Source organism: Streptomyces sp. NPDC001678, from assembly GCF_042892945.1.
Taxonomy (GTDB): domain Bacteria; phylum Actinomycetota; class Actinomycetes; order Streptomycetales; family Streptomycetaceae; genus Streptomyces.
Genome location: NZ_JBIAUP010000008.1, coordinates 284,998 through 302,563, shown reverse-complemented (window position 1 = coordinate 302,563; position 17,566 = coordinate 284,998). Strand labels below are relative to the sequence as shown.

Below are 17,566 nucleotides of genomic sequence, written 5' to 3'. Positions count from 1 at the left end.
GCTGAACAGGCTATGACTGCCACCTCCTCGCCCTCCGTCACCGACCTGCTGCACGCCGCCGTCTCCGCCGTCGGCGGCTCCGAGCGGCCCGGCCAGGTCACCATGGCCGAAGCCGTCGCCACGGCCATCGACGACGGTTCCCACCTGCTCGTCCAGGCGGGCACCGGCACCGGTAAGTCGCTCGGCTACCTCGTGCCGGCCCTCGCCCACGGCGAGCGCGTCGTCGTCGCGACGGCGACGCTCGCGCTTCAGCGCCAGCTCGTCGAGCGCGACCTGCCGAGGACGGTCGACGCGCTGCATCCGCAGCTGCGCCGCCGCCCCGAGTTCGCGATGCTCAAGGGCCGCTCCAATTACCTGTGCCTCCACCGGCTCCACGAGGGCGTCCCGCAGGACGAGGAGGAGGGGCTCTTCGACCCCCTCGAGTCGGCCGCGCCCACCAGCAAGCTCGGCAAGGACCTGCTGCGCCTGCGCGACTGGGCGGACGAGACCGAGAGCGGCGACCGGGACGATCTGACGCCCGGCGTCTCCGACCGCGCCTGGGCCCAGGTGTCCGTCACCTCCCGCGAGTGCGTGGGCGCCTCGAAGTGCGCCTACGGCGCCGAGTGCTTCGCCGAGGCGGCCCGGGAGCGGGCCAAGCTCGCCGATGTGGTGGTCACCAATCACGCGCTGCTCGCCATCGACGCGATCGAGGGCGCCCCGGTCCTCCCCGGCCATGAGGTCCTGATCGTGGACGAGGCCCATGAGCTGGTCTCGCGGGTCACCGGTGTCGCGACCGGTGAGCTCACCCCGGGCCAGGTCAACCGGGCCGTCCGGCGGGCCGCCAAGCTCGTCGACGAGAAGGCGGCGGATGCCCTCCAGACCGCCGCGGAGAGCTTCGAGCGGCTGATGGAGCTCGCCCTGCCCGGCCGGCTGGAGGAGATCCCCGAGGATCTCGGCCACTGCCTGATGGCGCTGCGCGACGCCGCGCGCACGGTGATCTCGGCGATCGGCAACACCCGCGACAAGTCCGTCCAGGACGAGGACGCCGTCCGCAAGCAGGCCCTGGCCTCCGTGGAGAACGTCCACGCGGTCGCGGAGCGCATCGTGGAGGGCTCCGAGTACGACGTCGTCTGGTACGAGCGGCACGACCGCTTCGGCGCCTCGCTGCGGGTGGCGCCGCTGTCGGTGTCGGGGCTGCTGCGGGAGAAGCTCTTCAGCGAGCGGTCCGTGGTGCTGACCTCGGCCACGCTCAAGCTCGGCGGTGACTTCAACGGCGTCGGCGCCTCCCTGGGGCTCGCTCCCGAGGGCGTCGAGGGCGAGGACGTCCCGTCGTGGAAGGGCGTCGACGTCGGCTCGCCGTTCGACTATCCGAAGCAGGGCATCCTCTATGTCGCCCGGCACCTGGCCCAGCCGGGCCGGGAGGGCAACCGGACGGACATGCTCGACGAGCTGGCCGAGCTGGTGGAGGCGGCCGGAGGCCGCACCCTGGGGCTGTTCTCCTCGATGCGGGCCGCCCAGGCGGCCGCCGAGGCGCTCCGGGGACGGCTCGACACGCCGATCCTGCTCCAGGGCGAGGACACGTTGGGCGAGCTCATCAAGAACTTCGCGGCGGACACCCGTACGTGTCTGTTCGGCACGCTGTCGCTGTGGCAGGGCGTCGACGTGCCCGGGCCGAGCTGTCAGCTCGTGGTGATGGACCGCGTGCCCTTCCCCCGCCCCGACGACCCGCTGATGAGCGCCCGGCAGCGGGCCGTGGAGGACGCCGGGGGCAATGGCTTCATGGCCGTGGCGGCGACGCACGCGGCGCTGCTGATGGCGCAGGGCGCGGGCCGGCTCGTCCGGGCGTCGGGCGACCGCGGCGTGGTCGCGGTGCTCGACCCCCGGCTGGCGACGGCCCGCTATGGATCCTTCCTGCGGGCCTCGATGCCGGACTTCTGGTACACCACGGACCGTAATCAGGTGCGCCGCTCCCTGGCCGCCATCGACGCGGCGGCCAAGGCGGAGGGGAAATAGCGTGCGTGTAGGCGCGTAGGCGCTTATGCGCGCGACGGTCACGGATATGTCGTGTGACTCGCTGCTTGAGATGCGTCACCGCATAAAAGAAAAAAGACGCGCGAAAAATGTCAGCGCATAAAGAGTCAGCGCATAAAGACGTCGGTGCATAAAGAAGAGCCCCGGAACCGGCGCAGTTGGTCCCGGGGCCCGGTCTTTCGGCGGGTGGTGTCAGACCCGCCGCAATACGGCCACGACCTTGCCCAGAATGGTGGCCTCGTCGCCGGGAATGGGCTGATAGGCGGCATTGTGCGGGAGCAGCCAGACATGGCCGTCCTCGCGCTTGAAACGCTTGACCGTGGCCTCTCCGTCGAGCATCGCGGCCACGATGTCGCCGTTCTCCGCCACGGGCTGGCGGCGGACCGTCACCCAGTCGCCGTCGCAGATGGCGGCCTCGATCATGGAATCGCCGACCACCTTGAGGACGAACAGCTCCCCGTCGCCGACCAGCTGGCGGGGGAGGGGGAAGACGTCCTCGACGGACTCCTCCGCCAGGATCGGGCCACCGGCGGCGATACGGCCCACCAGCGGGACGTACGAGGCGGCGGGCTTGCCGGTGGTGTCGGTGGGCTGCGCGCTCGGCTGGTCCGAGCCGCGCACCTCATAGGCGCGCGGGCGGTGCGGGTCCCGGCGGAGGAAGCCCTTGCGCTCCAGGGCCATCAGCTGGTGGGCCACGGAGGAGGTGCTGGAAAGCCCCACCGCCTGGCCGATCTCGCGCATGGATGGTGGGTATCCGCGCCGCTGGACGGAGTCCCTGATGACCTCGATCACGCGGCGCTGCCGGTCGGTGAGCCCGGAGCTGTCCGCCCGGATGCCGGGGGGCCGTCCTGGGAGCGAGCGGGCCGGCTTCTGCCCCTCGGCGTTCATGGCTGCGTCATTCATCGGGTGTGCCTGGTCGAGTCGGTTCTGGGAGCGGTCCTGGGCGGTGATGGTGGCGCTGTCTGCGGTGGTGGTCACGTCGGCCCCTCTCGAGATGTTCTCCCTAGCTGGACAACGGTAGTTGCTTTCGAAAGGTTGCGCCAAACACACGTTCGAGTGAAATATCGCGGATTGGCTGACTTGATCAGTCGGCAGGGTGTACGGGCAAAGATCAATTCGCCCCATTACGGTACTCTTCGATGCGCGGTTCGCCCGCTCGCGCCGGAGGTCCGTTCGGGTCGCCTGGCGCACGCGCGGACGGTCCGTCCGTCGCCGTCCGAGGGATGTCGGCGGTGTCCGGCGGCGTCGCCGTGCTACGTCCCCAGTGTGTCATCCGCGGCCCTCCCGGCTTGTCTCCGGGCGTCCCGCGCGGGGCCGTGTCCCGTCGGCGCGGCGCGACACGCTAGGGGAGATCCTGGCGGCCGGGCACCAGATCTAGTGGTTTGATGGCGACAGCTACCCACAAGTTGTGGTCGATGCCCCTCCCTGGTCATTCCGGGTCCCGGTCATCGCCTATGCTGGGGGCTGCTCGGCGAGACCCCTGCGGGGTCGCCGAAGCCGGAGAACGCGTACAGCTTTTTCGAGGTTCCTCGAGGGTGAAGGAGGGTGGAGAGCCATGCACTGCCCCTTCTGCAGGCACCCCGACAGCCGTGTCGTCGACAGCCGGACCACCGATGACGGTTGTTCGATCCGCAGGCGCCGTCAGTGCCCCGACTGCTCCCGCCGGTTCACCACCGTGGAGACCGCGTCACTCATGGTGATCAAGCGGAGCGGGGTCACCGAGCCGTTCAGCCGGACCAAGGTGATCTCCGGAGTGCGCAAGGCGTGCCAGGGCCGCCCGGTCACGGAGGACGCCCTGGCGAAGCTCGGCCAGCGGGTCGAGGAGGCGGTGCGGGCCACGGGCAGCGCCGAGCTCACCACCCATGACGTCGGGCTCGCCATACTGGGCCCGCTCAAGGACCTCGACCTCGTGGCATACCTGCGCTTCGCGTCCGTGTACCAGGCGTTCGACTCGCTGGAGGACTTCGAGGCCGCCGTCGCGGAGCTGCGCGAGGGCCTCGGCCGTACCGGGAGCGGCGGCTCCGCCGCGGACCCGGCGGCCCCCGCCGGTGGCGCCGAAGTGCCGGCGCCCGCCGTCGCCGCCGACTGAGCGACGACATCCAGACCTACCCGGGGCGCTGAGCGCCACCGGGTGACAGAACACATCGCGCCCCGGAAGAAAATGGGCGCATATGGGCGTTTTGCCCGTAGAGGGAGGCGGCATGACCGAGACGACGAGCGGCTCTGCACGAGGTTCCCGCTCCAAGGGGAACAAGGGCGGCAAGGGCCTGCGCATCGAACGCGTCCACACCACCCCCGGGGTGCACCCGTACGACGAGGTGGTCTGGGAGCGTCGTGACGTCGTCATGACCAACTGGCGTGACGGCTCGATCAACTTCGAGCAGCGTGGCGTCGAGTTCCCCGACTTCTGGTCGGTGAACGCGGTCAACATCGTCACCAGCAAGTACTTCCGCGGCGCGACCGGCTCGCCCCAGCGCGAGTCCAGCCTGCGCCAGCTCATCGACCGCGTGGTGTCCACCTACCGCAAGGCGGGCGAGGAGCACGGGTACTTCGCCTCCCCGGCGGACGCCGAGATCTTCGATCACGAGCTGACCTACGCCCTGCTCCACCAGGTGTTCAGCTTCAACTCCCCGGTCTGGTTCAACGTCGGCACCAAGCAGCCGCAGCAGGTCTCCGCCTGCTTCATCCTCTCCGTCGACGACTCCATGGAGTCGATCCTCGACTGGTACAAGGAAGAGGGGATGATCTTCAAGGGCGGCTCCGGCGCCGGCCTGAACCTCTCCCGCATCCGCTCCTCCAAGGAGCTGCTCTCCTCCGGCGGCAACGCCTCCGGCCCCGTCTCCTTTATGCGCGGTGCCGACGCCTCCGCCGGAACGATCAAGTCCGGCGGTGCCACGCGCCGTGCGGCCAAGATGGTCGTGCTGGACGTCGATCACCCCGACGTCGAGGCCTTCATCGACACCAAGGTGAAGGAGGAGGAGAAGATCCGCGCCCTGCGCGACGCGGGCTTCGACATGGACCTGGGCGGCGACGACATCACGTCCGTCCAGTACCAGAACGCCAACAACTCCGTCCGAGTGAACGACGAGTTCATGAAGGCCGTCGAGAACGGCACGAAGTTCGGCCTGCGCGCCCGGATGACCGGTGAGGTCATTGAGGAGATCGACGCCAAGGGCCTCTTCCGGAAGATGGCCGAGGCCGCCTGGGCCTGCGCCGACCCGGGCATCCAGTACGACGACACGATCAACCACTGGCACACCTCGCCGGAGACGGGCCGGATCACCGCGTCCAACCCGTGCAGCGAGTACATGCACCTGGACAACTCCTCGTGCAACCTCGCCTCCCTCAACCTCATGAAGTTCCTCCGCGATGACAACGGCAACCAGTCGTTCGACGCCGAGCGCTTCGCCAAGGTCGTCGAGCTGGTGATCACGGCGATGGACATCTCCATCTGCTTCGCCGACTTCCCGACCGAGAAGATCGGCGAGACCACCCGCGCCTTCCGCCAGCTGGGCATCGGCTACGCCAACCTGGGCGCCCTGCTGATGGCCACCGGCCACGCCTACGACAGCGACGGCGGCCGCGCCCTGGCCGGCGCGATCACCTCGCTGATGACGGGTACGTCCTACAAGCGCTCCGCCGAGCTGGCCGCGGTCGTCGGCCCGTACGACGGCTACGCCCGCAACGCCGACGCCCACAAGCGCGTCATGAAGCAGCACTCCGACGCCAACGCCGTCGCCCGGCGCATGGACGACCTGGACACCCCGGTCTGGGCCGCCGCGACCGAGGCCTGGCAGGACGTGCTCCGCCTCGGCGAGAAGAACGGCTTCCGCAACGCCCAGGCCTCCGTGCTGGCCCCCACCGGCACCATCGGCCTGATGATGGACTGCGACACCACGGGCGTCGAGCCGGACCTGGCCCTGGTCAAGTTCAAGAAGCTCGTCGGCGGCGGCTCGATGCAGATCGTGAACAACACGGTCCCCAAGGCGCTCAAGCGCCTGGGCTACCAGCAGGAGCAGATCGAGGCGATCGTCGCCCACATCGCCGAGCACGGCAATGTGATCGACGCCCCGGGCCTCAAGACCGAGCACTACGAGGTCTTCGACTGCGCCATGGGCGAGCGCGCGATCTCCGCCATGGGCCATGTGCGCATGATGGCCGCCGCGCAGCCGTTCCTCTCCGGCGCGATCTCCAAGACGGTGAACCTGCCGGAGTCGGCCACCGTCGAGGAGGTCGAGGAGGTCTACTTCGAGGGCTGGAAGATGGGCCTGAAGGCCCTCGCGATCTACCGCGACAACTGCAAGGTCGGCCAGCCGCTCTCCGCCAAGAAGAAGGAGGAGGAGAAGAAGGCCGAGGCCCCCGCTCCCGCCGTCGCGGAGAAGGTCGTCGAGTACCGTCCGGTCCGCAAGCGCCTCCCCAAGGGCCGCCCGGGCATCACCACCTCCTTCACGGTGGGCGGCGCCGAGGGCTACATGACCGCCAACTCCTACCCGGACGACGGCCTCGGCGAGGTCTTCCTGAAGATGTCCAAGCAGGGCTCGACCCTCGCGGGCATGATGGACGCCTTCTCGATCGCCGTCTCGGTCGGCCTCCAGTACGGCGTGCCGCTGGAGACCTACGTCTCGAAGTTCACCAACATGCGCTTCGAGCCGGCCGGTATGACGGACGACCCGGACGTGCGGATGGCGCAGTCGATCGTCGACTACATCTTCCGCCGCCTGGCGCTGGACTTCCTGCCCTTCGAGACGCGCTCTGCCCTGGGCATCCACTCCGCCGAGGAGCGTCAGCGCCACCTGGACACCGGTTCGTACGAGCCGGCGGCCGATGAGGTCGACGTCGAGGGCCTGGCCCAGTCCGCGCCGCGTCAGGTCGAGCCGGCCAAGCCGGAGCTTCCGGCGCAGCCCGCCGCGGCCGCCCCGGCGCCGAAGCAGGCCCACAACTCCACCGAGCTGGTGGAGATGCAGCTCGGCCTGAACGCCGACGCGCCGCTGTGCTTCTCCTGCGGTACGAAGATGCGCCGCGCGGGCAGCTGCTACCTCTGCGAGGGCTGCGGCTCGACCAGCGGTTGCAGCTGATCATCCTGTGACGATGGGGGAACCGGCCCGTGCCGGTTCCCCCATCGGCTTTTCCGTGGTCATCGGCTTTCCGCGGTCCGTGCGCACAGGTGAATACTGGTGGGGCGATCACGTGAAAGGCGGTACGGGGATGGGGCATTCCATATGGGGCGGCGCCGAGCTGGAGCTCGACGCCTATCTGGCGCGCATCGGGTTCGAGGGGCCCGTCCGGCCGGATCCGGAGACCCTGCGGGCGGTGCACCGACGTCATGTCGCGGCGTTCACGTTCGAGAACCTCGAAGTACTGCTCGGCCGCCCCGTCCTGCTCGATGTGAAGGCGCTCCAGGACAAGATGGTCGCGAGGCGGCGCGGCGGTTACTGCTACGAGCAGAACCTGCTCCTGGCGGCCGCCCTGGAACGCATGGGGTTCGCGTTCTCCGGGATCGGCGCGCGGGTGCGCATGGGCAGCGGGAGCGTGCGCCCGACGACGCACATGGCGCTCAAGGTCGAGGCCGGTGGCGAGGAGTGGCTCTGCGACGTCGGCTTCGGCGGCGAAGGGTTGCTGGAACCGCTTCCCCTACGGGACGGGGCCCGGGTGGATCAGGGGGAGTGGACGTTTGAACTCGGGCGTGAGCAGAAGGACGTACGCGTCCTGCGCTCGCTCCATCCGGACGGCTGGTTCGACCTGTACGCCTTCGGCCCCGAGGAGCGTCACCCGGTCGACTACGCGGTGATGAACCACTACATCTCGACGCACCCGCGCTCGCCCTTCGTCTCGCGGCCGGTGGTCCAGCGAACGGAGCCGGGCCTACGGCGGACGCTCGTGGGTTCGACGCTGACGAACGCGCGTCCTGATGGGTCGGGGGATGAACGTGAAGTCGGTGCCGAGGAGTTGACCACGGTGCTGAAGAACGAGTTCCGGATCGAACTGGACGCCGAGGACGCCGCGACCCTCACCCGCGTGTACCGCGCCGCTACGTGACGTGTGCCACTGCGGTCGCCGTACGATGGGTCGGTGCTGGTCAAGTGGATTCGCTGCACCGTGGTGGACCGCCGGGGGTTCGAGCGGGGGCAGCGGAAATGGGCGGGACTGCTCGGTGAACCGGGATTCCGGGGGCAGGGGGGTGGCTGGAGCCGGGCGCGTCCCGGTGTGGTGCACCTCTTCGGCTTCTGGGAGAGCCGGTCGTTCTACGACTCCTTCATGGCGCGGTCCCACGACAGGCTGGCGGCGGCGCAGGCCGGCACGTTCAGGAACGTCCAGGTGCGGCTCTTCGAGCACCGCTTCGATGTGAAGGTGGGCTTCCGGCCGCAGTTCGGGGACGCGGACGTGGTGCGTTTCGCGCACTGCCGGGTCCATGAGGACCGGGTGGAGCACTTCACGCTGATGCAGGAGAAGGTGTGGAACCCGGCGATGGCCGGGTCGCCCGGGATGCTGCGGGGGGTCTTCGGTGAGGCGCCCGGCCCGGAGTTCCTGGTCCTGTCGATGTGGGACTCCGGGGCGGAGCACGGGAAGTACCGCGAGGACCGGGTGGAGCGGCTCGCCCTGCGGGCGCAGACCGAGGCCGACGTCGCGGCGATCACCGGTGACGTCGTGCAGATAGAGCAGGCGTGGACGGTGTGAGGGCGCGGCCTGCGCGCCTGGGGCCGGGTGCGACCGGCCGTGTCAGTCCGCCATTGTGACGTGGACGCCCGCGGCGACCGCCGTGAGCGCGGCCTCGGCGGCCTCGTCCGCGACGGCGGCGTCGACGGGCTCCCGGGTAATGAACAGCCTGAGGAACAGCGGTGCGGACACGGCCCGTACGACGGCGCCCGCGTCGGTGCCGGCGGGCGCCTCGCCCCGCTCGACGGCCCGCGCGATCAGCGGCCCACAGCGCGCGAAGCGCTCGCGGTGGAAGGCGCGCAGGGCCTCCGCCGCGCGCTCGGACCGGAACGCGGCGGCGATCAAGGCTGTCTGGGTGGCGGCGGTCCCCGGGTCGGTGAAGGCGTCGACGATCCCGTGGGCGAGCGCCTGGAGATCGCCTCTGAGGGTGCCGGTGTCGGGCGGCGTCCAGGTGTCCTCTCCCGCGAGGCCGAGAGCCTCCGCCACGAGCCCGTCGACGCCGCCCCAGCGGCGGTAGAGCGTGGTCTTGTGCACGCCGGAGCGCTCGGCGACGTAGTCGACGGTCAGGCCGGGGTAGCCGTGCTCGACGAGCCCGGCGAGGACGGCGTCGCGCACGGCGGCGCGGGTGCGGGCGGTGCGTCCGCCGGGCCGGACGGTGCCGGGCGCCGAGGTCGAGGAGTCCGCTGCCAAGTGCAACTCCCGTTGCGTTAGTCGGGCGAGGTGTGCCACTCTGAGGGTAACGCGACTTCGGTTGCGTTTGGTGTCGTGTCGAGTCCGATCGCCGGGGGAGCGTGAGGCATGGTCCGGCTGTTGGCTCTAGGGTGGCGGCATGTCACGCCCCCGGCGCATCGTCCTCCTCCGGCACGGAGAGTCGGAGGGCAACGTCGACGACACGGTCTACGAGCGGGAGCCCGACCACGCCCTCAGCCTGACGGCGAAGGGCCGCAAGCAGGCCGAGCGGGCCGGGGGGCCGCTCCGGGAGCTCTTCGGCGACGAGCGGATCTCCGCGTACGTCTCGCCCTACCGCCGCGCGCACCAGACCTTCCACGCGCTGAAGCTCGACCCCGCCCGCGTCCGCGTGCGCGAGGAGCCGCGCCTGCGCGAGCAGGACTGGGGGAACTGGCAGGAACGGGAGGACGTACGCCGCCAGAAGGCCTACCGCGACGCCTACGGGCACTTCTTCTACCGCTTCGCCCAGGGCGAGTCCGGGGCCGACGTCTACGACCGGGTCGGCGCCTTCCTGGAGAGCCTGTGGCGCAGCTTCGAGGACCCGGGCCACCCGCCCAACGTCCTGCTCGTCACCCATGGCCTGACCATGCGGCTGTTCTGCATGAGATGGCTGCACTGGACCGTCGCCGAGTTCGAGTGCCTGTCCAACCCGGGCAACGCCGAGACCCGCATGCTGCTGCTCGGTTCCGACGGCCGCTATCACCTGGACCGGCCGTTCGAGCGCTGGTGTACCCCCGAGTCGTACGGCTTCACCGACTAGAGTTCGCAGCGATGACAACTGACCGATTCCACCGGGCCCTGGCGAGTCTCCAGGGGCTGGCCGTGGGTGACGCCCTCGGCTCCCAGTTCTTCGTCCCCGCCCACTATCCGTCCCTCAAGCGTCGCGAGCTCCCGCCCGGGCCCTGGAGCTGGACCGACGACACCGAGATGGCCTGCTCCGTGCTGGCGGTCCTGGCCGAGCACGGCCGCGTCGACCAGGACGCCCTCGCGCGCTCCTTCGCCGAGCACCACGACTTCGACCGCGGCTACGGTCCCGCGGTCAACAGGATGCTGCGCCTGGTCAGGGAGGGCGGCGACTGGCGCGAGCTGGCCGCCGCGCTGTTCAAGGGGCAGGGATCCTGGGGCAACGGCGCCGCCATGCGCATCGCGCCGCTGGGCGCCTGGTACGCCGACGACCCCGAGCAGGCCACGCACCAGGCCGAGATCTCGGCGTACACCACCCACCAGCACCGCGAGGCCGTGGCCGGTGCCATGGCCGTGGCCGCCGCGGCGGCCATCGCCGCGGGCCCGGCCGGCACCACCGGCCCGGAGGCCCTGCTGGACGGAGTGATCGCGCTCGTGCCGCGCAGCGCGGTCCAGCAGGGGCTGCGCCGCGCCCGCGACATGCTCGACTACGGCGACACGAACACCGTCGCCGCCGTCCTGGGCTGCGGCCGGCGGACCAGCGCCCATGACACCGTGCCCTTCGCGCTGTGGGCCGCGGCCCGCCATCTCGACTCGTTCGAGGAGGCGTTCTGGACGACGGCCCGGGCCGGCGGCGACGTGGACACCACGTCCGCGATCGCCGGAGGAGTGGTCGCCGCGGCGGAACGAGGAGCTCCGCCGGCGGCCTGGCTGGAGTCCACGGAAGCCCTCCCCGCCTGGCTTCCGGCCGCTTCGCGCTGAGCGGACGGAAGGAGCGGGGGCGGGGCGGGACAGCCAGGCCTCAAAGGCGTAACCTTGCAGGCGTCATGCCCTACCAACCGCCTACTCACAGCGTCGAGCGCTCCCTCCGAGCGACGACCGGAGCAAAGATCGTCGCCGGTGTGGACGAGGTCGGCCGGGGCGCCTGGGCCGGTCCCGTCACCGTGTGCGCGGCCGTCACCGGGCTCCGCCGTCCGCCCGAGGGGCTCACGGACTCCAAACTGCTGACGCTCAAGCGGCGCACCGCGCTCGCCGAGCAGCTGGAGTCCTGGGTCACCGCGTACGCGCTCGGCCACTCCTCCCCACAGGAGATCGACGAGCTGGGCATGACGGCGGCCCTCCGGCTGGCGGCCACCCGGGCACTGGAAGCACTGCCCGTACGACCCGACGCGGTGATCCTCGACGGCAAGCACGACTATCTCGGGGCGCCCTGGAAGGTCCGTACGGTCATCAAGGGCGACCAGTCCTGTGTGGTCGTGTCCGCCGCCTCCGTGATCGCCAAGGTGCGGCGGGACGCCATGATGGCCGAACTGGACGAGGAGCACGCCGACTTCTGCTTCCGCGACAACGCGGGCTACCCGTCGCCCGTGCACCGCGCCGCCCTGGAGGAGCTGGGCCCCACCCCGCACCACCGGCTGTCGTGGGCCTATCTGGACGCGCTGCCCCGGTGGCAGCATCTCAAGCGAGCCCGTATCAGCCCCGACGACATGGCCTTGGAGGCCGGCGGTCAGCTCGGCTTCGATTTCTGATCCGGACCGGCGCACAGCGCCACCCGCCGACGCGACTCGCACCGGCGTTTGATAAACATCAACTCATGCCTCTCATCCCCGAGGAGCCTCAGATTCACGAGAGTGTCCCGGGTCCCCGCGCGGTACCGGCCCCCGGCCGGACCGCGGCGACCCCCCGCCCTGTCCCTGGTCCCCGACCGGCCCCCATACGGCCCGGCGGCACCGGCCCGCACCGCGCCCCCGTCCCGGCCCAGCGCGCACCGCGCGAGAAGGCCGCCGGGGCTTCGGCGGCCACCCCGCAGATCCAGCTGATCCCGGCCACCGCCGAGGGCGCCCTGGACGCCGCGGACGAGGCCGTCGACGTCCTGCTCGACAGCGGCCGGGCCCCCGGCGAGGTGCTGGTCCTCACCACCGGCGACCCGCACCCCTGGGCCGCGCACGAGCTGTCCTTCGGCGAGGCGTCCTACTGGGCGCAGCACGACGCCGGGGACGACGTCTTCTACGCGAACGCCGACGCCCAGCGGGTCGCGCCCCGCCCGGTCGTCGTCGTGGCCGTCAACGGCGGGCCGGACGCCGCGGTGGCCGGCGTGCTGCCCGCGGCCATGGCCCGCGCCGGCGCGCTGCTGATCGTCTGCGGTGACCCGCAGCGGGTCAACAGCCTTCTCTCCGTCGGCGCCTGACGGACGCCCACGGCGGCCGGCCACCCGCGAGGGAGCCGTCGGCCGCCGTGGCGTATCGCCTCACCGGGCCACCGTACGACGGTGCGCCTCGGGCGCTCCGCCGCCGGAGCTGAGCGGTACGACCGGATAGGCGGCCGAGCACGGCCTGCGGCCGCTGCGTCCCTCGCCGAGGATCTGCCACCCGGTGCCGGTGAGTGTGATGTACGCGCCGCAACGCAGGCCGTGCAGCGCGCAGGCGTCGCGCAGGGCCCACATCCACGCGCCGTCCTCCTCCGTCCAATGGGACTCGCCCTCACGGCAGTAGAGCAGCACGGCCGTGCGGACGGGTGCGCGTCTGCGCAGATCGTGGGGGATCACCCGGCGCAGCTGGGTGAGGAGCGCGTTGCGCAGCTCCCAGCCGTCGGCCGGGCCCGCGCGCCCGGCGTGCCGGATGAAGGAGGCGCTGGCCACAAGCCGTTCGTCCGGCTGGAAGACGGCGACGACCGCCGTGGACGGCGTCGGCGAGTGCCGGGCGTGGAGCCCGCTGACCACCTCGCGCGGATTGCGCAGCAGGGGCACTCCCGAGGCGATCCAGTCCGTGGGTTCGAGCAGCCTGCCCGGGCGGGGAACCGAGTCGGCGGACGAGGGTGGAGCGAAGCCGAAGGCCATGATTCTCCCTTCGTCTGCACGCCCACGATCCGGGGCGGGAGCTCAGGCAGGGCGTACACCGCGGCATACGGCGCGACAGCGGTCCCGGCGGTCTGTGCGACGGGCGATGGCGAGGGACCCGTCCAATTCTCGCGGCCCCACCCACCGTGCGGCAACGATCAATTGCCGCCAGTGACCGGTATCCGCTGTTCCGGGGCCCGGAGTTCCGGGCCCCCCGCTCGTCTCGTACGTCACCCCTGAACGGCCAGGACCAGAGGGAACACCTCCTTCGCTCCGGAGCGGCGCAGCAGCCTCGCCGCGACGGCGAGGGTCCAGCCGGTGTCGGTCATGTCGTCGACGAGAAGGACCGGACCGCCGGCCGACGCCAGGGCCTCCGCGAGGGCCGGCGGCACGGTCAGCGCCCCGTCCAGCGCCCGCAGCCGCTGGGCGCTGTTGGTGCGCGGCACCCGGGTGTCCACGTCCGTGCCCCCGTACTCGACCGAGCCGAGGAGGGGCATCCGGCCAATGGCGGCGATGCGCTCGCCGAGCGAGCGGATCAACAGCGGCCGGGTCCGGGAGGCGACGGTGACGACGCCCACCGGGCGGGCCGGTGCGTCCGGTGAGCCGGACGCCCAACCGCCCGCTCCCCGGGCCCAGTCGGCCAGCACGGTCACCACCGCGTCCGCAACGTCGTCCGGAACGGGGGCGTCCGGGGACTGCGGCGCGAGAAGAGGACGCAGGCGGTTGCCCCAGCCGATGTCGGAGAGCCGCCCGAGCGCCCGGCCGGGCGCGGCCTGCTCCCCCACGGGGATCCGCCCCTTGAGGTCCACGCCGACCGCGGCCATCCCCGTCGGCCACATCCGGCGCGGCTCCACCTCCACCCCCGGTCGGCCCAGCTCGCCCCGGGAGGCGTCCAGGGCCGCGCCGGAGACGCCGGCGGAGAACCGGGACCCGGCACAGTTGTCGCACCGCCCACAGGGCGCCGCCGCCTCGTCGTCCAACTGCCGCCGCAGGAATTCCATCCGGCACCCGGTCGTCGCCGCGTACTCCCGCATGGCCCGCTGCTCCGCCTCGCGCTGCCGCGCGACCCAGGCGTACCGCTCGCCGTCGTACGTCCAGGCCGCGCCGGTCGAGGTCCAGCCGCCGCGGACCCGGTGCACGGCGCCGTCCACGTCGAGGACCTTCAGCATGGTCTCCAGCCGGGAGCGCCGGAGGTCCACCAGCGGTTCGAGGGCGGGCAGCGAGAGCGGCCGGTCCGCGGCGGCCAGCACGTCCAGCGTGCGACGGACCTGCTCCTCCGGCGGGAAGGCCAGCGACGCGAAGTACTTCCAGATCGCCTCGTCCTCGCGCCCGGGCAGCAGCAGCACCTCGGCGTGCTCGACGCCGCGCCCGGCCCGGCCCACCTGCTGGTAGTAGGCGATGGGGGAGGAGGGGGAGCCGAGGTGGACCACGAAGCCGAGGTCGGGCTTGTCGAAGCCCATGCCCAGCGCGGAGGTGGCCACCAGCGCCTTGACGCGGTTCGCCAGCAGGTCCTCCTCGGCCTGCTGACGGTCGGCGTTCTCGGTCTTGCCCGTGTACGAGGTCACGGTGTGCCCGCGCCGGCGAAGGAACGCCGCGACCTCCTCGGCGGCGGGGACCGTGAGCGTGTAGACGATGCCCGAACCGGGGAGCTCGTCGAGGTGATCGGCGAGCCAGGCCAGGCGGTGGGCGGCGTCCGGGAGCTCCAGGACGCCGAGGCTCAGGCTCTCCCGGTCCAGCGGACCGCGCAGCACCAGCGCCTCCGCCCCTTCGCCCGTCCCCAGCTGCTCGGCGACATCGGCGGTGACGCGGGCGTTGGCCGTGGCGGTCGTCGCGAGCACCGGCACCCCTGGCGGCAGGTCGGCGAGCATGGTCCGCAGCCGGCGGTAGTCGGGCCGGAAGTCATGGCCCCAGTCGGAGATGCAGTGCGCCTCGTCGACGACGAGCAGACCGGTGGCGGCGGCGAGCTTGGGCAGCACGTTGTCGCGGAAGTCGGGGTTGTTGAGCCGCTCGGGGCTCACCAGCAGCACGTCCACCTCGCCCGCCGCGACCTCGGCCTGGACGGTCTCCCACTCCTCGGTGTTGGAGGAGTTGATCGTGCGCGCGTGGATGCCCGCCCGCGCGGCCGCCTCGACCTGGTTGCGCATCAGGGCGAGCAGCGGGGAGACGATCACGGTCGGGCCGCTGCCCCGCGCCCGCAGCAGGGCGGTCGCGACGAAGTACACCGCGGACTTGCCCCACCCGGTGCGCTGGACGACCAGCGCGCGGCGGCGGTCGGCGACGAGGGCCTCGATCGCGCGCCACTGGTCCTCGCGCAGTCTCGCCGTGCCCGTGGCGTCTCCGACGAGACGGGCGAGGACGGTGTCCGCCGAGGTGCGGAGGGCTTCGTTGGTCATGCCCCCATGCAACACGAGGACACTGACAACGCGCGAACCCGGTGGCCGGGCCTGTGGAAAACCCGCACGGAGAGTTCTCCACAGGAGTAGTACGACAATACTTCTGGAGTTATCCACAGGGCTGGCGGGCTCGGACGGCCTCGCGGGACTCTCGGGCCATGACCCACCACAACGAGTCCTCCCGCCCCTCCACCGACTCCTCCGCCGCCCGGGACACCCCGCCGGACGCGCAGATCACGCTGCGCAGCCCGGCCGAACTCGCCGACGCCCTCCCGTATCTGCTGGGCTTCCACCCGAACGACAGCGTGGTGATGCTGGCCCTGCACGGCGAGCGCGGCCGCTTCGGCGGGCGGCTCAGGCTCGGTATCCCGGGCCCGGAGGAGTGGCCCGACGTCAGCCGGCAGCTCGCGGAGACCCTGATCTCGGGCTGCGACAAGCGGGGCTCCCGGCCCGACGGCATCGTCCTGTTCCTGTGCCAGGACCCCGCCGGGGGAGAGACCGGCCGCCAGGTGATGGAGCGGCTCCGCCCGCTGGCCCAGAGCCTGCGCCTGGCCTGCGGAGGACTGGACGTGCCCGTCTACGAGGCGCTGTGCCTCTCCGACGGCCGCTACTGGTCCTACTGCTGCCCCGACGAACGCTGCTGCCCGCCGGACGGCGCGCCACTGACCCCTCCCGGCACCTCGGTCATGGCGGCGGCCGCCGCCTACGCGGGGATCCAGGTGCGCGGAACGCTCCGCGAGATGGAGGCCCGGTACGCCCCGCTCACCGGAGGACGGGCGCTGGAGCAGCAGTCCGCGCTGGACGCGGCCGCCGCCGACCTCGTCCCGCGCATCCTGGCCGGCACCGCCGGCCGGACCGTACGACAGGAGACGCTGGACCTGGTGAGCCTGGTCGTGGGCCGGTTCCACGCGGCCCGGCCCGTCGTCGGCCGGGCGGAAGCCGACGCCCGTGACGACGACCTCCTGGCCGCCGACGAGGCGGCGGCCGTCATCCTCGGTCTTCAGGACCGCACCACGCGCGACCACGCCGCGGAATGGATGGAGGGGCCCCGGGCCCCGGCGGTGCTGCGCTTGTGGCGGGCGCTCGCCCGGCGGTGCGTATCTCCCTATACGGAGCACGCGGCCGCGCCCCTCGCCCTGGCGGGCTGGGTCGCCTGGTCGATCGGCGACCACCCGGAGGCCCGGGTCGCCTTGAGCCGGGCCCTGAGCGCAGACCCGGAATACCTCTTCGCCCAGCTCCTGCACCGCGCGTGCAACGACGGAATGGACCCCGAACACCTCCGCCGCTGCCTGCGCCGCGAACGCGCCGACCGTGCGGTGCACACGGCGGCCCACGCCGAAGCGGCCCGCGCGGCGGCCGCGGACGCCAGGAGCCGGCAGTCCGGCACGACGGCGGGGCCCAAGGTGACGCGGCCCGGCGCGGTGGCCAAGACGGACGTCAAGACGGACCTGGTGGCCATGACGAGCCCGGTGCCGGGGACGGAGACGGCGATGGTGAGGGACATCGCGGCGACGGCGACGGAGGGCAGGGAAGCGGCGGAAGTGGCGGGGACGGCGGGAACGAGGGGAGCGGTGGAGGCGGCGAGGGCGGGGGAAACAGCGGACCGCGCGGAAGAACGGCGACGCCGTGCCCGGTCCGCGACCACCGGCACTGGGCCGGCTGTCGTGGGGCCGGCCCGCGTAGGATCCGCCGATCCGGGCGGCACAAGTGGGCCTGCCGGCCCGGGCGGTACGAGCGGGCCGGGCTCTCCGGCCGGGCCCGTGGGCCCCGCGGGAGCCAGCGGGCCGGCGGGACGGGCGCGTACGCGGCGGCGCGGTGGGCAGCGGGGCGCGCGGAGCCGGTCATGACCCCGGCCACGGAGGGCCACCGTGACTTCGGCGGGCCCGGCGCCGTTCACCTAAGTGGCCGTAATCGTCGTCGACGACCGTCGTCGGCCATCCGGCGGCTCGCTCAGGGCCGCCGGTACCCGGACCGCGAGCACCCAGGGAGCGCAGACACCGTGCAAGGCATCGCCCCCAAAGGTTCTTCGACCCACACGCCC

At 71.9% G+C, this 17,566-nt stretch carries 14 protein-coding genes; 10 read left to right on the top strand and 4 right to left on the bottom strand.

Annotated elements, in window-relative coordinates; all coding sequences use genetic code 11:
- Positions 1–12 precede the first annotated feature (12 nt).
- Positions 13–1,992, top strand: a complete 1,980-nt coding sequence (locus ACFYZR_RS19535; RefSeq protein ID WP_391911785.1) for an ATP-dependent DNA helicase — start codon at positions 13–15, stop codon at positions 1,990–1,992.
- 210 nt (positions 1,993–2,202) lie between these two features.
- On the opposite strand, the gene lexA is transcribed toward ACFYZR_RS19535, so the two are convergent.
- Entirely contained in the window at positions 2,203–2,988 is a 786-nt protein-coding gene (lexA, locus tag ACFYZR_RS19530) for a transcriptional repressor LexA (RefSeq protein WP_391911783.1), read from the bottom strand.
- A gap of 577 nt (positions 2,989–3,565) precedes the next feature.
- On the opposite strand from lexA, the gene nrdR reads away from it, so the two are divergent.
- The 4 genes from nrdR (at position 3,566) to ACFYZR_RS19510 (ending at position 8,685) form a co-directional block, all read left to right on the top strand.
- The gene (gene nrdR, locus ACFYZR_RS19525; RefSeq protein ID WP_391911781.1) at positions 3,566–4,099 is read left to right on the top strand and encodes a transcriptional regulator NrdR; all 534 of its coding nucleotides are present in this window, start codon (positions 3,566–3,568) and stop codon (positions 4,097–4,099) included.
- Positions 4,100–4,211: 112 nt separating this feature from the next.
- Complete coding sequence (locus ACFYZR_RS19520) at positions 4,212–7,085, top strand: vitamin B12-dependent ribonucleotide reductase (protein ID WP_391911778.1); 2,874 nt, start codon at positions 4,212–4,214, stop codon at positions 7,083–7,085.
- Between the two features lie 130 nt (positions 7,086–7,215).
- A complete protein-coding gene (locus tag ACFYZR_RS19515; protein WP_391911776.1) occupies positions 7,216–8,046 on the top strand; it encodes an arylamine N-acetyltransferase in 831 nt (276 codons plus the stop codon).
- A gap of 33 nt (positions 8,047–8,079) precedes the next feature.
- Positions 8,080–8,685, top strand: coding sequence for a YdbC family protein (locus ACFYZR_RS19510; RefSeq protein WP_391911774.1), 606 nt, complete (start codon positions 8,080–8,082; stop codon positions 8,683–8,685).
- 42 nt (positions 8,686–8,727) lie between these two features.
- Here the strand turns inward: ACFYZR_RS19510 and ACFYZR_RS19505 are convergent, their stop codons facing one another.
- Complete coding sequence (locus ACFYZR_RS19505) at positions 8,728–9,354, bottom strand: TetR/AcrR family transcriptional regulator C-terminal ligand-binding domain-containing protein (RefSeq protein WP_391911772.1); 627 nt, start codon at positions 9,352–9,354, stop codon at positions 8,728–8,730.
- 139 nt (positions 9,355–9,493) lie between these two features.
- Between ACFYZR_RS19505 and ACFYZR_RS19500 the strand changes: the two genes are divergently transcribed.
- The 4 genes from ACFYZR_RS19500 (at position 9,494) to ACFYZR_RS19485 (ending at position 12,484) form a co-directional block, all read left to right on the top strand.
- A complete protein-coding gene (locus ACFYZR_RS19500; RefSeq protein WP_391911770.1) occupies positions 9,494–10,153 on the top strand; it encodes a histidine phosphatase family protein in 660 nt (219 codons plus the stop codon).
- Positions 10,154–10,164: 11 nt separating this feature from the next.
- Positions 10,165–11,058, top strand: a complete 894-nt coding sequence (locus tag ACFYZR_RS19495) for an ADP-ribosylglycohydrolase family protein (RefSeq protein ID WP_391911768.1) — start codon at positions 10,165–10,167, stop codon at positions 11,056–11,058.
- A gap of 65 nt (positions 11,059–11,123) precedes the next feature.
- Entirely contained in the window at positions 11,124–11,825 is a 702-nt protein-coding gene (locus tag ACFYZR_RS19490) for a ribonuclease HII (RefSeq protein WP_391911766.1), read from the top strand.
- A 65-nt stretch (positions 11,826–11,890) separates the two neighbouring features.
- Entirely contained in the window at positions 11,891–12,484 is a 594-nt protein-coding gene (locus tag ACFYZR_RS19485; protein WP_391911764.1) for a hypothetical protein, read from the top strand.
- 60 nt (positions 12,485–12,544) lie between these two features.
- On the opposite strand, the gene ACFYZR_RS19480 is transcribed toward ACFYZR_RS19485, so the two are convergent.
- Both ACFYZR_RS19480 and ACFYZR_RS19475 read right to left on the bottom strand, forming a co-directional pair.
- Entirely contained in the window at positions 12,545–13,132 is a 588-nt protein-coding gene (locus tag ACFYZR_RS19480; RefSeq protein ID WP_391911762.1) for a hypothetical protein, read from the bottom strand.
- 230 nt (positions 13,133–13,362) lie between these two features.
- Positions 13,363–15,525 (bottom strand): RecQ family ATP-dependent DNA helicase, encoded by a 2,163-nt coding sequence (locus tag ACFYZR_RS19475; RefSeq protein WP_391911760.1) that lies wholly within the window; start codon positions 15,523–15,525, stop codon positions 13,363–13,365.
- Positions 15,526–15,683: 158 nt separating this feature from the next.
- Between ACFYZR_RS19475 and ACFYZR_RS19470 the strand changes: the two genes are divergently transcribed.
- Complete coding sequence (locus tag ACFYZR_RS19470) at positions 15,684–17,372, top strand: DUF4192 domain-containing protein (RefSeq protein ID WP_391911758.1); 1,689 nt, start codon at positions 15,684–15,686, stop codon at positions 17,370–17,372.
- Positions 17,373–17,566: the final 194 nt, after the last annotated feature.